16 protein-coding genes are annotated in these 14,946 nt (G+C 49.7%); 12 read left to right on the forward strand and 4 right to left on the reverse strand.

Annotation, left to right across the window (positions count from 1 at the left end; all coding sequences use genetic code 11):
• Window positions 1-344: 344 nt before the first annotated feature.
• The gene (locus tag ACOJUN_RS18325; RefSeq protein ID WP_422133345.1) at window positions 345-1,271 is read left to right on the forward strand and encodes a LysR family transcriptional regulator; all 927 of its coding nucleotides are present in this window, start codon (window positions 345-347) and stop codon (window positions 1,269-1,271) included.
• Window positions 1,272-1,287: 16 nt separating this feature from the next.
• On the opposite strand, the gene ccoM is transcribed toward ACOJUN_RS18325, so the two are convergent.
• Window positions 1,288-1,404, reverse strand: coding sequence for a cytochrome c oxidase subunit CcoM (gene ccoM, locus ACOJUN_RS18330; protein WP_422133346.1), 117 nt, complete (start codon window positions 1,402-1,404; stop codon window positions 1,288-1,290).
• 99 nt (window positions 1,405-1,503) lie between these two features.
• Complete coding sequence (locus ACOJUN_RS18335) at window positions 1,504-2,088, reverse strand: Maf family protein (RefSeq protein WP_422133347.1); 585 nt, start codon at window positions 2,086-2,088, stop codon at window positions 1,504-1,506.
• Window positions 2,089-2,341: 253 nt separating this feature from the next.
• Between ACOJUN_RS18335 and ACOJUN_RS18340 the strand changes: the two genes are divergently transcribed.
• The 3 genes from ACOJUN_RS18340 (at window position 2,342) to plsX (ending at window position 4,204) form a co-directional block, all read left to right on the forward strand.
• Entirely contained in the window at window positions 2,342-2,905 is a 564-nt protein-coding gene (locus tag ACOJUN_RS18340) for a YceD family protein (RefSeq protein ID WP_422133348.1), read from the forward strand.
• 3 nt (window positions 2,906-2,908) lie between these two features.
• Complete coding sequence (gene rpmF / locus ACOJUN_RS18345; protein ID WP_422133349.1) at window positions 2,909-3,088, forward strand: 50S ribosomal protein L32; 180 nt, start codon at window positions 2,909-2,911, stop codon at window positions 3,086-3,088.
• A 69-nt stretch (window positions 3,089-3,157) separates the two neighbouring features.
• Complete coding sequence (gene plsX, locus ACOJUN_RS18350; RefSeq protein WP_422133350.1) at window positions 3,158-4,204, forward strand: phosphate acyltransferase PlsX; 1,047 nt, start codon at window positions 3,158-3,160, stop codon at window positions 4,202-4,204.
• Between the two features lie 76 nt (window positions 4,205-4,280).
• On the opposite strand, the gene ACOJUN_RS18355 is transcribed toward plsX, so the two are convergent.
• Window positions 4,281-5,126 carry an MIP/aquaporin family protein gene (locus tag ACOJUN_RS18355; RefSeq protein WP_422133351.1) on the reverse strand — a complete coding sequence of 282 codons (846 nt, stop codon included), beginning with the start codon at window positions 5,124-5,126 and terminating at the stop codon, window positions 4,281-4,283.
• A 422-nt stretch (window positions 5,127-5,548) separates the two neighbouring features.
• Here ACOJUN_RS18355 and fabD point away from each other — a divergent pair, with 422 nt between their 5' ends.
• The 8 genes from fabD (at window position 5,549) to ACOJUN_RS18395 (ending at window position 12,998) form a co-directional block, all read left to right on the forward strand.
• Entirely contained in the window at window positions 5,549-6,481 is a 933-nt protein-coding gene (fabD, locus tag ACOJUN_RS18360) for an ACP S-malonyltransferase (RefSeq protein ID WP_422133352.1), read from the forward strand.
• Window positions 6,482-6,652: 171 nt separating this feature from the next.
• Window positions 6,653-7,399: a 3-oxoacyl-ACP reductase FabG gene (gene fabG, locus ACOJUN_RS18365; protein ID WP_422133353.1), complete on the forward strand. Its 747-nt coding sequence runs from the start codon at window positions 6,653-6,655 to the stop codon at window positions 7,397-7,399.
• 182 nt (window positions 7,400-7,581) lie between these two features.
• Window positions 7,582-7,815: an acyl carrier protein gene (gene acpP, locus ACOJUN_RS18370; RefSeq protein WP_034842413.1), complete on the forward strand. Its 234-nt coding sequence runs from the start codon at window positions 7,582-7,584 to the stop codon at window positions 7,813-7,815.
• A 421-nt stretch (window positions 7,816-8,236) separates the two neighbouring features.
• Complete coding sequence (gene fabF / locus ACOJUN_RS18375) at window positions 8,237-9,490, forward strand: beta-ketoacyl-ACP synthase II (RefSeq protein ID WP_422133354.1); 1,254 nt, start codon at window positions 8,237-8,239, stop codon at window positions 9,488-9,490.
• Window positions 9,491-9,495: 5 nt separating this feature from the next.
• Complete coding sequence (gene pabC, locus ACOJUN_RS18380; RefSeq protein WP_422133355.1) at window positions 9,496-10,329, forward strand: aminodeoxychorismate lyase; 834 nt, start codon at window positions 9,496-9,498, stop codon at window positions 10,327-10,329.
• Complete coding sequence (gene mltG, locus ACOJUN_RS18385) at window positions 10,322-11,368, forward strand: endolytic transglycosylase MltG (RefSeq protein ID WP_422133356.1); 1,047 nt, start codon at window positions 10,322-10,324, stop codon at window positions 11,366-11,368. The genes pabC and mltG overlap by 8 nt, the downstream gene beginning before the upstream one ends.
• Window positions 11,368-12,009 carry a dTMP kinase gene (gene tmk, locus ACOJUN_RS18390; protein ID WP_422133357.1) on the forward strand — a complete coding sequence of 214 codons (642 nt, stop codon included), beginning with the start codon at window positions 11,368-11,370 and terminating at the stop codon, window positions 12,007-12,009. Before mltG ends, tmk begins: the two co-directional genes overlap by 1 nt.
• Complete coding sequence (locus ACOJUN_RS18395; protein WP_422133358.1) at window positions 12,009-12,998, forward strand: DNA polymerase III subunit delta'; 990 nt, start codon at window positions 12,009-12,011, stop codon at window positions 12,996-12,998. The genes tmk and ACOJUN_RS18395 overlap by 1 nt, the downstream gene beginning before the upstream one ends.
• 141 nt (window positions 12,999-13,139) lie before the next feature.
• Here ACOJUN_RS18395 and ACOJUN_RS18400 read toward each other — a convergent pair whose 3' ends face one another.
• Window positions 13,140-14,894, reverse strand: coding sequence for a hypothetical protein (locus tag ACOJUN_RS18400; protein ID WP_422133359.1), 1,755 nt, complete (start codon window positions 14,892-14,894; stop codon window positions 13,140-13,142).
• Between the last annotated feature and the right edge of the window lie 52 nt (window positions 14,895-14,946).

Genomic DNA, 14,946 nt, shown 5'->3' on the forward strand with positions numbered 1-14,946 from the left:
AGTGATTTCTTTCACTGGCTGAGAGGAGTTGGGGTGGGTAATCTAATCGTCATGAATCGTCTACTCCGGTTCATGTGTTGTGTGTATTTGCCGGCATCAACCCAGAGTCATTGATGCCGGCTTTTTTGTTTTCAGGGTTTATTGTCTTTAAAGTGTTTCCGGCATAATAGGGTTGCTGAAAGGGTTTTGTCTTCTCCTCTTTATTAAAAGAGGCTAAAACAAAGTGCTTTCATAGAGCGTAAAAACAGTTTGTTTCAGTGCATCGAATGAGTCGTCCGTCAGGCTGCCAGGCAACCTTTTTTGCGATATGGGCATTTCAATGTCTAACAGAGAGAGTTGTGCTCATGGCCAGTAATCGGCTGAAAATGAGTTTGCTGCCCGCTTTACAGGCAATTCTGGATACCGGAAGTGTAACCCGCGCAGCAGATCAGATGCATGTGACCCAATCCACTATGAGCAGGACTTTGTCACAGCTGCGAGAAGCCTTGAATGACCCCATTCTGGTCAGGGAAGGCAATCATATTTTTCTTTCCGAAAAAGCGCGTCAGATTCAGCCGCTGGTTTCAAAACTGATGGCAGACTCTGAGACCCTGTTTGAGAATCAGAGCTTTGACCCTGCAACCAGTGAACATCATTTCCGGATAGGGACAAGTTCGGTTGTTCTTGATAATTTTCTCATTCAGGCTTTGATTGAGCTTAAGCGGGTTGCGCCTGGTATCAGCAGTTCGGTGTCGCTGCCGAATGAGGAAACAATTTACTCAATGGAGTCGGGCGAGTCAGATCTCGGGGCCATTGTTGCTTTTCCTGATACCACTGAGAATCTCTGCAAAGAAGTGATTGCCTCAGCGTCGTTTAATGTTCTGATGCGCAAGGGGCATCCGATGAGTGGTCGGGACACACTCGATCTGACCGAGATGGACCAGTATCCTTTTGTTGTAACCCAGGCGGTGATTGCCGCCAGTCCGTATATTAATGGATTGCGTGAACAGTATGCCTTTTTACAGAACCCATGGCTGAAGCTGCCAAGCCTCGAAGCTGCCTTGAAGGCGATTCGATCCAATGACGCATTTACCATTGTCACCAATGTAGAGTACCTGGCAATGGACCTGTTTGAGGATTATGTCCTCCTTCCTATTTTGTCAGATTCTCCACCCCTGACATTTGAACTGGTGTGGCCAGAGCATTGGCAGTTTAACCAGGCGCATCAGTGGATGAGAAGCTTTCTGTTAAGTAAATTCCAGGAATTTTTCAAACCGGTCGAAAGACTTTGAGCTGGTGAACCAGGGCTTATTTGCCCCGGTTTTTACGGTTGTCGTTGATAATGAAGCCCGCTACCGCACAACCAAAAATAAGTGTGGCTGCAACCACCAATAATCCTGCGACCACGACCGTGTCCATATACATAATTGATTCTCCTGAGTTTTTGTTTTCCACAGGATAGAGCGGGGAATGGCGCAGGGTATTGATCCGGGTCAACTTTTTTCTTGATTGTTAAATTCTTAACTAATGACTAAGCAGAGGATTGATGCCTTCGTTGATCAGCATGTGGTTTAGTTGAATCAGGGGTAAGCCAATCAGGCTGTTTGGGTCATTCCCCTCCATTCTGGAAAAAAGGCTGATGCCCAGTCCCTCACACTTAAAGCTGCCTGCGCAATCCAGTGGTTTTTCCTTCTTTATATAGTTCTCAACTTCGACCCTTTTCAGGGTTCTGAAATGAACGGTGTAAGGCACTACAGCAAGCTGATATCGGTCAGTTTGGGTGTTGAGTAGGCAAAGGCTGGTGTAGAAGGTCACTGACTGGCCGTTGCACTTCAGCAGTTGCTCTATGGCTTGCTGTTCGGTTCCGGGCTTTCCAAGAGTGATATTGTTGAGTTGTGCTGCCTGGTCTGAAGCGATAATCAGATGCTCGGGATAGTGAGCTTTGAGCGTATCGGCTTTTTTCCTGGCAAGTCGTTGGGTCAGCATTTCTGCGGATTCGCCTGCAACGGGTGTTTCATCAATATCAGGTGAGTGACATTCAAACGCGAGGTCAAGCCTTGCCAATAAGGATTTTCGATAGGGAGAGCTGGAAGCCAGAATGATTTTCATAAATTTTGGTTGTTCAGGTTGGAAAAGCTTTCATTGATAGAGGTTTTTGGCAGTCATTCCAAACGTTAAGGGATAACTACCCGGAAGGCCAGAATAAGACGTGTCAGAGGCGGAAATTACCTATTGTTTTTGTTGCTCTGGAGTCTGCTGGCCCCATGTCTGAGCCTTAAACAGTCTAAAGCGGTTAAACCCTTTGACAGAGACTTTTCTTGCCCCTATTATTGCGCGCTTATGACAACCAACCCGTGAGCTCATGGCTATCGGACAATTACCCAAAACCTTTGATCCGCGTAAATTCGCGCGTCAAGGCAGGCAGTTTCAAGGTTCGCTGGCGCTGAGTCAATTCGACCGGCTGGTAAGCAGTCTGGTTGATGACAGAGGCGAAGTCCAGGTTGACCTTCGCTTTTCATTGAGCGAAAACAACCGGGTTGTGCTGGAGGGGCATGTTGAGGCGGAACTGAGCATGATCTGCCAGCGCTGTCTGGATGTGGCCAAGCTATCGGTGCGAGCTGATCTCCATTTGATGGGGGTACTGACCGACGAGCAGGCCAAAGCCCTGCCGGAAGACTTTGAACCGCTAATGTACGGTGATGAGCCGGTAGAATTATTGCCTATTCTCGAGGAAGAGCTGATTCTGGCACTTCCGCTGGTGGCCTATCATCCGCCTGAAGACTGTTCAGCTCAGCAATATTACACCACTGAGTCTGAAGAAGAGGCTCAGGCTGCTGCCATTGAGGCAGATAAAGAACGCAGGAGCAGTAACCCTTTCAGCGTTCTGGCCAAATTGAAAAAAGATACTACGACCCAGGAGAGTTGACACATGGCTGTTCAGCAAAACCGTAAAACCCGTTCCAAGCGTAATATGCGCCGTTCCCACGACAGTCTGACTTCTGCTCAGCTGTCTGTAGAAGCAGCTTCCGGCGAAACTCATCGTCGTCACCATGTTTCTGCTGAAGGTTTCTACCGTGGCAAGAAAGTGGTTGAAAGCAGCGAAGATTAAGCCTCAGGCTGTTTGCCCAAAGGAGTGATACAGTGACTGTTTCGCTGTCTTTCAAAGGCATGAGATAAAATGACATCAGGTGCAAACGAAGATAGAACAATAACGGTTGCGCTTGATGTAATGAGCGGGGACGATAGTCCCCGTTCTCGTATCCAGGCGGCTGTCAGGTCGCTCAAGCATTATTCTTCTCTCCATCTTCTGCTTGTCGGCGATCGACAGCTCATGGAAGATTATATTTCCGATATCGAATTTTCTGATCAGTCACGTTATACCCTGATTCATGCCAATAAAACGGTAGCCATGCATGACAGGCCTTCGCTGGCACTTCGTGGAAAAAAAGATTCCTCTATGTGGAAGGTGCTTGAGACAGTCTCAAAAGGGGAGGCGCAAGCCTGTGTCAGTGCAGGTAATACCGGAGCGCTGATGGCTATGGGGCGTTATGTGCTTAAAACCTTTGCTGGTATTGATCGTCCGGCAATAGCGGCCAGTGTGCCTACCTCTAATGGCAGTGCTCTGCTAATGGATATGGGCGCGAATGTTGACTGCACTTCGATGCATCTCTACCAGTTTGCCATTATGGGGGCTCAGTTAGCCTCGTCAGTTTATGGTGTGGAGTCTCCGAAAGTAGCTTTGCTGAATATTGGTACTGAGGAAATGAAGGGGAACGAGCAGGTCAGGCTGGCTCATCATCTGCTGCTGGAAAAGCTTGAGGTACAGCAGGGGCTGGATTATATCGGTTTTGTTGAAGGGCATGATATTTTCAGTGGCCGGGCTGACGTGATTGTCTGTGATGGTTTTGTCGGCAATGTTGCCCTTAAAACCGGAGAGGGAGTTGCGAACCTGGTGCGTGATGGCCTGAGGGCTATTTTTCAGCGCTCTCTGTTAAACCGATGTCTTTATTTTTTAATATCACCCCTGCTGAAGGAATTTAATCGCAAGGTTGACCCGGTGTTGCATAACGGTGCCAGTTTGCTCGGTTTGCAGGGGGTTGTCATCAAAAGTCACGGTGGGGCCGATGAAGAGGGTTTCTATCGAGCGATTCTTCAGGCAGTAAAAGAAGCACAAAATGATGTTCCGGCAAGGATTGCCCGAGAGGTTGAAGAGCGGTTGCTCTGAGAGAGCCTGTTTGTCTGGCTACCCTTTTCGCTTGCTCAGCCTCCCGGAGCTGCTGGCAGACACAGTCAGAGGATTGTTATTTGTCAGGGGCTGCTGCTTTGTTGCTTTTGCCATGTTCTTCAGCTGGTGCTTTGTTCATCAGTGGTTCAATAATCCCCGTGAAACACAAAGCGGCCATGATTCCTCCGGTAATTGGGCCCAAAACATACACCGTCAAAAAGCCATAATGGTTATCGGGAAACGCCGCGCTCGCCCAGCCGGACATTGAGGCTAACAGACGAGGGGATAAATCTCTGGCCGGGTTGAGTCCTGCCTGGGTCAGTGGCGCAATAATTGAGATAATGGCGGCAACGGTTAAACCGATAAATAGCGGGGCCAGAGCCTGATCCGGCCGCCCTGTGTTGCAGGTTTCGGTAAGGGCGAGAATCATAAATACCAGAGTGAATGTGCCTGTACACTCAGCAAAAAAAGCATTGGTAGTGGAAACAGAGGCTGTTTCTCCGGCCATCGGGTTGGGGTAGTAGTCACCGAATATCATTGCACTGGCTATGGATGACTCGGAACCACGGACAATGTCATGGGCTAATTCATACTGCACGATTGAGCTGGAGAAAAGCTGGTAAAGCAGGGCGGCTGCCGCAAATGCTCCGGCAAACTGGGCAATCAGATAGCAGGGTAGTAAGGTCAAAGGCATCCGACGACTGATCACCATAGCAATACTCACTGCCGGATTGAGATGCGCGCAGGAAAGACGTCGGGTGGCGTAAATCGCCAGCATCACTGCCAGTCCCCAGACCATGGCCACCTGAAAGAGTCCGGCATGGGCAGAAAATAGCACCGTGACGGCCACTGAGCCGCAGCCAAATAACACAAGGATAAACGTGCCTATAAATTCTCCGGCAAAGCCTTTTAGATAGTTCATTTGAGTCATTCTCCTGATTTGAAGTCTGGTCATCCGGTGCGCAGGCGGGGAGATAAACTGTTTCTGAAGCAATTTACAGAATGTTATGATCCTGGTGGTGAGTTCCTCCGGGGTGTTATCGCTTCTCCCGGGTGTCTCGGCAGGTTTGCAAGGGGCAGGAAAAAAGGTAGCTCACAGGCTTGTTTCTCGCAACTGGTCTCTGCTCGTCCGCTTTGTTGCAGGCTATCGGCAAACATAGACATTGAGCTTAAAAGTCATGGATTAATTTCATAGCGTGCATGGCTGTTTCAGAAGTAAACATAAATTTACCAACCTGAGGTTCGACTTTTTCTATAATTGTCAGGATTTTCAGGAAGAACTGAATCGCCGGGAAGGGCGTGCTTCTTTCAAAGGTTGGCTATATCAGGATTAGACCCAAAGCAATGACGGATTTACTTGCATTTGTTTTTCCGGGGCAGGGATCCCAGTCGGTGGGCATGCTTGCTGACCATATCGACGACCCTGTTGTCGTGCAAACATTCACTGAGGCTGCTGGAGTGCTCGGGTTTGATGTGCTGAGGCTGATCAGTGAGGGGCCTGCAGAGGAACTCAACAAAACGGAGAATACCCAGCCAGCACTGCTTACTGCCAGTGTAGCTTTGTGGCGTCTCTGGCTTGAGAAGGGCGGTGAGCAGCCTGTCTTTATGGCGGGTCACAGTCTGGGGGAGTACTCGGCACTGGTCTGTTCGGGGGTAATGAAGTTTGCCGATGCCGTTCGGGTTGTTCGTCAGCGTGGTCTCTTTATGCAAGAGGCCGTTCCGACCGGTACGGGCGCCATGGCTGCCATCCTCGGACTTGAAGATCAGCAGGTGATTTCACTCTGTCAGAATGCTGCCCGGGGAAGTGTGGTCGAAGCGGTTAACTTTAATTCTCCGGGCCAGGTGGTTATTGCCGGTGAAAAAGAAGCAGTGGCCCGTGCAGTTGATCTGGCTAAGGAGGTGGGTGCCAGAAAGGCAATGCCTTTGCCAGTGAGCGTGCCCTCTCACTGCGCACTGATGAAGCCAGCGGCACAGAAGCTGGCTGTTGAGCTGGAGCTTGTTGAGTTGAGCCAACCTTCAATCGCTGTGATTCAGAATGTCACTGCAGAGCCTTGTTCAGAGCCGGATAAAATGCGTGAAAACCTGGTCAGGCAGCTCTATAGTCCTGTTCGTTGGGTGGAGACGATTCAGTATCTGAATGGAGCGGGAGTGGCTCGGTTTGTTGAGTGTGGTGCAGGCAAGGTGCTTGCTGGGCTTAACAAGCGGATTCTGCGCAGGTCACCTGTACTGACTCTTGAATCGGCATCCTCTTTCGATGATTTGCCAGGTCATTCTTGATTGTCATTTTCAGGTATGCGGTATCTGGCAGTTTGTCGGACTTGCATTACATTCAAGTCTGCAGGGCTGACTGGTACGCACTTCTGTGACTGATAGCTATAAGCGAAAAAAACGTGCTTATTTTAGGCGCTTGGAAGAAGTAGTTTCGCACTAGAACAACAGGATATAACTATGTCGAACCTTGAAGGCAAGGTGGCTCTGGTTACCGGCGCCAGTCGCGGAATTGGCAAGGCCATTGCCCTTGATTTGGGCCAGCAGGGGGCTGTAGTGGTAGGTACCGCTACTTCCGGCCCGGGTGCTGCAAGAATCACTGAAATGCTGCAGGCTGAGGGAATAAAGGGCTGCGGTATGGTCTTGAATGTCTCTGAGACTGGAAGCTGTACTGAAGTGGTAAAAGCAGTGACATCCGAATTTGGTGCCCCGCAAATTCTGGTTAATAATGCTGGCATTACTCGTGACAATATCCTGATGAGAATGAAGGATGATGAGTGGGACGATGTCGTCAATACTAACCTGAGCTCCATATACAGAATGAGTAAGGCGGTATTGAGAGGCATGACCAAAGCCCGTTGGGGTCGTATCATCAACATCAGTTCCGTGGTAGGTTCCATGGGCAATCAGGGGCAATCCAACTATGCGGCGGCCAAGGCCGGAATAGAAGGCTTCAGTCGCTCTCTGGCCAGAGAAATTGGCTCTCGCCAGATCTCTGTGAATACAGTAGCTCCGGGCTTTATTGATACCGATATGACCCGTGAGTTGCCGGAAGAGCAAAGAACCTTTTTGCAGTCCCAGGTGCCTATGGCTCGCCTTGGGCAGCCCGAGGAAATTTCCGGTGTGGTGGCTTTTCTGGCCAGTGACGCAGCCGGTTACATTACCGGAGAAACCATTCACGTGAATGGTGGGATGTACATGGGCTAGTGTTTGGTGTTATTTGCACTTGACTCGTGTCAAAAACCCCTCCGATAAAGATGAAATTTTCGGTAATATAACAGGCCTGTCCTTGAAATTACCGCAAGCGTTTATATATAGTAATTGACCGCAGACAGGGTGGCTTTGAATCGCCCTACTGCACCCGAATATCCATAGGAGCACAACCAGGTATGAGTACCATTGAAGAGCGCGTCAAAAAGATCGTTTGCGAACAGCTTGGCGTAAAAGCAGAGGAAGTCACCAACAGTGCGTCATTCGTAGAGGACCTCGGCGCGGACTCTCTGGACACTGTTGAGCTGGTAATGGCTCTGGAAGAAGAGTTTGAAACTGAGATTCCGGACGAGGAAGCTGAAAAGATCACTACGGTTCAGGAAGCCATTGATTACGTTGTCGCTCATTCCTGATTCTGTCCGGGTTGCATGCGAGTAAATGTGTCCTGAAAAAGCCGTACGCAATAAAATGCGTGCGGCTTTTGTGTTTTTACAGTGAGTAACCTGACTGGGATATAATGCCAATCGAACTTTCTAACTCCCTATTGCGCTGAAGATTTGAGCCTTAATCCTGCGTTGACGATCGTAGCCTTGTCTTGAGGCAAAAATCTCCGTGCTTATCACGGGAGTTAGAAAGCACGATTGGTATAAGCTGCTCACACAAAGATAATGTCATCATTTTTACATAATCATTTAGCATGATTTTTTGTAAACCTGTGGCCTTAACTGGTTTATGACTCATGAAAGGGCTGAGCTCGATGATTAATTGTCAGCGCCCCCAATGCCCGGGTATAAAAAAAGAAAGTCAGAAGATCTGATGCAGGAGTGAATTGTTTTGTCGCACAGAAGGGTAGTGGTAACAGGGCTTGGAGCTTTATCTCCGGTAGGTCTGGGTGTTGATCAGAGCTGGCAGTCAGTGTTGGCTGGTCGCAGTGGTATTCATACCATCGATCATCTGGATACTGAGAAATTCAGCGTCAGTATCTGTGGTACAGTAAAAGGCTTTCGAGCAGGTGATCACTTCAACCCTAAAGATGCCCGAAAAATGGATGTCTTTATTCAGTACGCACTGGCGGCTTCTGTTGAAGCGATGAAAGATGCAGGGCTTGATGGCAGTGATTTGCTGAAAGGCGATAATGTTGGTCGCTATGGTGTTGTCATTGGTTCCGGTATTGGTGGTATCACTTCTATTGAACAGAGCTATGATACGCTTCAGAAGTCTGGCCCTCGTCGTATATCTCCCTTCTTCATACCAGCGGCTATTATCAATATGGCGGCGGGCTGGTTGTCCATGCACTACAACTTGCAAGGACCTAATTTTTCCACCTCCACTGCCTGTGCAACGGGTAGTCATGCCCTTGCTCTGGCTGCCAGAACCATTGCCTACGGTGATGCTGACATTATGGTCTCCGGTGGTGCTGAGAAAGCCTCTTCAGCACTGGGGATGGCTGGTTTTGCGGCGGCCAGAGCCCTGTCTACCAGGAATGACCAGCCTGAAGCGGCCAGCCGCCCATGGGATAAGGATCGCGATGGCTTTGTGCTGGGTGATGGTGCTGGTGTTGTGGTGTTGGAAGAATACGAACATGCTGTACGACGTGGAGCCACTATTTATGCTGAGCTCAGTGGCGTAGGAATGAGTGGTGATGCTTACCACATGACATCACCACCTGAAGATGGTCGTGGAGCCGCCAGGGCCATGCAATCAGCATTGGATGATGCCGGCCTCAAGGCAGAACAGGTGGCCTATATTAATGCCCATGGTACCTCCACGCCTGCCGGTGATATCGCTGAAACCAGGGCAGTGCACACTGTTTTTGGTCAGGCTGCCAGGCAGGTTGCCGTCAGCTCCACCAAATCCATGACCGGTCATTTGCTGGGGGCGGCCGGTTCGTTGGAGGCCGTGTTTGCAGTGAAATCGCTGCAGGATAATATGGCACCTCCCACGATTAATCTGGAAAATCCGGGTGAAGGTTGTGATCTGGATTACGTGCCCGGAAAAGCCAGATCCATTGAGATGGAGCATGTGCTCACCAACTCCTTTGGGTTCGGGGGTACTAATGTGACTCTGGCTTTCTCGAAACTGGGTTAAAAACTTTGGATAATCATCATCCTGTCAGCTGGGTCAATGGAGAGCCAGCTTCTGAAGTATTGGTCAGCGACAGAGGTCTGGCTTATGGAGATGGTCTTTTTGAGACCATCCGGGTTCAGGCCGGGGTCCCCACTCTTTTTGATCTTCATTGTAAAAGGCTCTGTTACGGTATTGCTGTGCTGGGTATTCCTTTTGATCTGGAAGCGTTTAAAAATGAAGTCAGAGACTTTCTGCAAAAGCAGAATCTGAAGGAAGGAGTGCTCAAAGCGATAGTGACCCGTGGTTCTGGTGGTCGTGGGTACAACCCGGAGGGTTGTGACCGTCCCAGTCGGATTCTCTCCTTTCATCCATTTCCGGTCTATCCTGACGACCCCGCCATCACAGGTGTCAGATTGCATCAATGTAAAATCAGGCTCGGTGATAATGTCTTTGCAGGAATTAAACACCTTAATCGTCTTGAGAACGTCATGGCTCGCTCTGAATGGCAGGGTACCGAATGCCTGGAAGGTTTATTGCTGGGTATGGACGACAGGCTTATAGAAGGAACCATGAGCAATTTATTCCTGGTATCGGGTAAAACCTTGAGGACGCCCGCTCTCGACAAATCAGGTGTCAAAGGGGTTTGCAGGGATCTGATTCTGGAGCAGGCCTGTCAATGGGGTTTTCAAGCAGAGGTGGGGGATTATCGCCTGCAAGATCTTGCAAAGGCCGATGAAGTATTCGTTTGTAACAGCGTTAATGGAGTCTGGCCGGTGATCGCCTGCGGACATTTACACTGGTCAGTAGGCAGTGTGACCCGGACATTCAGAGACAAGGTTCAGGAAGTTTTGAATGCTTAAGAAGTTGTTGTTTGTTGTGGTAGGTCTCTGTCTTGCAGGGTTGCTGACAGCCGTCGTGTTTTGGGAGGCGTTGGGTTGGTACGGTGATCAACCTGTGATGGCGCCCGACGGTAATGATAACCTGGAGTTTACTATTTCTCAGGGCGAGTCCATGACTGCTGTAGCAGACAGTCTGGCTGAGTTGGGCTGGCTTCAACACCCGAAAATCTTTGTACTGCTGGCTCGAATAGAGAAGGCTGCCGCCGGGATTCACGCCGGGGATTATCTGATTCCGGCTGGCATTAGTCACAGGGAGTTGCTGAAGATTTTTACTTCTGGCCAGGTGCGCTACTACAACGTGACACTGGTTGAAGGTCATACGCTGGAAGAGGTCGTGACTGCCTTGAATCAACACGAAAAACTATCCTCACCTATGGACGACAAGGCGTTGCAATCACTTTACAAAAGTCTGGCAATAGAATTGAACCCGGAAGGTCTGTTTTTCCCTGATACTTATTTCTTCCAGTCCGGTGCTTCTGTTGAATCCATACTCAGGCGAGCATATAACCGGATGGATTCAGTACTCGGCGAAGAATGGGGAAAACGTGCCGAAGGACTCCCTTACAAAAATCCTTACGAGGCACTGATTATGGCTTCTTTGGTGGAAAAAGAGACGGGTGTCGTTTATGAGCGAGGTGAAATAGCAGGTGTTTTTGTCAGGCGTTTGCAAAAAGGTATGAGGCTGCAAACTGATCCCACCGTGATTTATGGCCTGGGTGATAGCTATAAAGGAAACATTAGTCGTCAAATGCTTCGCAGAGCCACTCCATACAACACTTATTTGATAAAAGGATTACCTCCGTCGCCTATTGCCATGGCCGGTCGGGAAGCGATTCATGCTGCTTTGCATCCGAAAGATGGCAAAACACTCTATTTTGTCGCCAAGGGTGACGGTACTCACTATTTTTCGAAAACTCTGGCAGAGCATAATCGTGCTGTCAGAAAGTATCAGATCGAACAGCGTCGAGAGGATTACCGATCGACTGTGGAGACTCAATAATGGCTAATGCTCCCTCCGGTTTTTTCCTGACGATTGAAGGTGGCGAAGGTGCGGGTAAAACGACGGCGGTTGATTTTATCAAGAGCTGGATGACTGAGCATCAGCTGGCATTTACTGAAACCCGTGAGCCGGGCGGTACCCTGGTAGCTGAAGAGCTTCGCTCGCTGTTGCTGGGGCATCATGGCGAACCCTTGTCTGATATGACTGAATTGCTGATGATGTTTGCCGCTCGCTCGCAAAATATGTTTCATAATATTTTGCCCGGGCTGGAAGCGGGAAAAATCGTACTCTGTGATCGCTTTACCGATGCCACCTATGCCTATCAGGGGGGCGGTCGTGGTCTGAATACCCAACCGGTTGAGATGTTGGAGAACCTGGTGCAGGGCTCCCTGCGTCCGGACATGACCATTCTGCTGGATGTTGATCCTGAAACAGGTATGGCCAGAGCCAAAGGACGAGGCGGTAGGCTGGATCGGATTGAGCAAGAAAAAATGGACTTTTTTATTCGGGTTCGTAATGCCTATCTGGAAAGGGCAAAGCAGTCTCCGGGGCGGTTTGAAGTGATTGCTGCCGGACAGTCTCTTGAAAGTGTTCAACAACAGTTGCTGGAAGTGCTTGAGAGAAGACTGGGAGGTCGATAATGAAAGACTGGAGTATTTTTCCCTGGCAAAACGCTCAGTGGGAGCAGATGGTTCACTGTCAGCAGTCGGACAACCTGGCCCATGCCTATTTGTTAAGAGGTCTGCCAGGTACCGGAAAACTCCAGTTTGCCAAAGCATTAGCGGCTTATCTGTTGTGTATGAATCCTCAGGCGACAGGGGCTTGTGGTCACTGCAAGGAGTGTGAGCTACTGAAGGCCGGCACGCATCCTGATTTTACAGTGCTGGAGCCTGATGATCCCGGTCGACCTATCCGGATTGACAGTATTCGAAAATTGAACGAGTTTGCCCATAAAACAGCTCAGCAGGGGGGGCGCAGGGTGATTATCCTGAGTCCGGCAGAGGCGATGAATGTCAATGCGGCCAACGCGCTGCTCAAGTGTCTCGAAGAGCCGGGAGAAGATACCATTTTCCTGCTGGTCAGTGCTCGCTCCGGCGATATGTTGCCCACCATACGCAGTCGTTGCCAGCAATTAAACTTTGCGACTCCCAAAAGATCAGAAGCGGAGCAATGGTTAGCTTTGCAGCTGGAAGACTCAAGTCTGGTATCGCAATTGTTGGATCTCACCGCTAACTCGCCTTTGGAGGCCAAACGATTTGCCGATCAGGGACTCCTTGAAAAAAGAGAAGCCCTGGCTGATGGCATAAAAGGACTTTTCAAGGGAAAGCTAACCCCTGTTGAATTGGCAAAAAACTGGCAGTCAGCAGATTTGACTCTTACGATCAGCTGGATCATTGGTTGGCTCGATGATGCCGTTAAGCTGGGTTTAAACGGCGACCCTTCAGACCTTCGAAATCGCGACCAGTTGAAAATGCTCGAGTATCTGGCTCGAAAAAGCGATGCCAAAGCACTTCTGCAGGAGAGGGAGTGGTTGATGTCGCAAAGACAGTCACTACTCGAAGGGGGGAATCTTAACCCGCAGATGTTAATGGAAGGTGTCTTCTGTCGCTGTCTTGAGTGGGTGTTGTAAATGATGTCGAATGAACAATGTCAGTTTTTCATCAGACAGACTGCAAGTGCAGGATTAGAGCCCTACAAACGCCCTCTTAACCTTACGTCCTCCCAAAAAGTAGCGGCAGGAAAATAAAAACGCATCGTCGCATCCGGGTAATCAGTTCGCTGCTGATTTTTGCTCATCACGGGGGCGCTTCTTCTTGGCGGCCTCCTCTTCACGCTCCTTGTTCAGAGTAGTCACCAGCTGCTCAAGCTCGGTGTCATCCAACCACCTGGAGGAGTGATCACGTTCAAGGACTAACAGCTCAACGTTGCGAGCACCAGAGTCGGCAACCTCCAGCAGGCCCTTCAGGGCGAATTTAATCGTTTCATCGCGGCTCATGTCATCCCTGTATTCTTTCTCCAAAAGCTCCAACACAGCCTTACTCTTCTGTCCGACAGAGCAGGCCTTCCAGCTGGCGCAGACACCGGCGGGCTCAGTCTGCCAGAGCTGAGGGGTACCATCCATGTTGAAGCCACCAATGACACAGGCAACACCGAAAGGGCGACAACCTGCAGAGTGAGTAGCTTTCTGCTGGATTTCAGCAATATGACGGGCTATGCAGTTGATATCCATAGCGTCCTCGTAGGACAAACGGTAGCTCTGGCACTCCAGCTGAGCCTTCCGGATCAGAATACGGGCGTCAGCAGACAGACCAGCGAAGGCCAGGTGAGCGTGCTCATCAAGCCTGACGATTTTACCGATAGTGTGGCTCTCCAGCAGCTGCAACGACTTCTTTCTCACAGCCAGGACGACGGTATCGGCAGACTTTACTCCGACCACGCAGAGACCAAGACCGACAGCCTCTCCAGCGTACTCCACTTGTAACAGACGACCGTCTCCGGAGAACATACGACCGTCTCCAGAGGACAGACCACCACCAGCAGCCGTATTTTTCTGTGGGTTGATCCGTATTTGCCTGCCATCCCTTTCGTTAGAGGTTGTGTCGGGTTCCGAGGGGCGTTCTGAATGATCAGGATGGAAAGGCTTCTTGCGAATGCAGCGGTTCCATTCATGCCAACCACCACCCGCTGGCAGCGATGGGCCGAAAATCTCCGGATACAATGACTCAAGAAAGTTCTGGCTGAACTGACTGAACCGCAAGCAGGCCTCAATCCTGCTGATAAATATCAGCTTGCCGTTGTCCTGGATGATGTATGACGGTTGCCCATTACTGTCCTGAATATAAAAAGCGGTGCCGTGAGTGAATGCGAGAAATCTTAATAGCGGGTCATCGAATAATGAGTCCAGTGTCAGTTTATTAGCCCATCTGAAGACAGATCTGACACTGCCGGTGTCACTCTGAACAGATTCAGCCGCAATGAATTGCGGCCAGTTTTCCCCGGCAATATCGCTGACTCTCGCCGCAGCAGCAAACTCAGAAGGTGCAAGAATCAGCGATTCTTCCTGATCAAGCCTTAGCCAGATTTCATCCTGAAATAAAACCGGAATACCGGATTCAACATAACGGATTGACAGAGGCAAGGGGCTACGAAGGAGACAGGTTAACGGGTTTTCGACTGCGTCAAGGTCATTGTTATCAGAGCTATCAAAACCACTGCCTGCAGCCAGAGTGACTGGTAATTTTATCTGAGCGTATTGTGGAGAAACGACAGAAAGTTTTTTATCAAAAGGACATGAGCTACTTCCGACATGCTGAGCAGGCTGTGGTGGCGTATTCAGGTCAGGCAAATGGTGTTTTGTTTCGGGAATAGTCCGGTAAACAGTGGCCATAAGAGGCAAAAGCGAACTTAATGACATCTGCCCGGAGATGCTATTGACGGCCACTGCCAGCTGAATCGTTGCCAGTTGCACCATAAAACAGGACGAAAGAAATTTGCAAACAGCAAGTGCGTAATATGTTTTTTTCATATCACTCTGGTATCCGTCATACACTATCCCGTTCAGGCTTCAATCACCGAAC

The sequence above is a fragment of the Endozoicomonas sp. ALD040 genome, from assembly GCF_049275945.1.
Lineage (GTDB): Bacteria > Pseudomonadota > Gammaproteobacteria > Pseudomonadales > Endozoicomonadaceae > Endozoicomonas_A.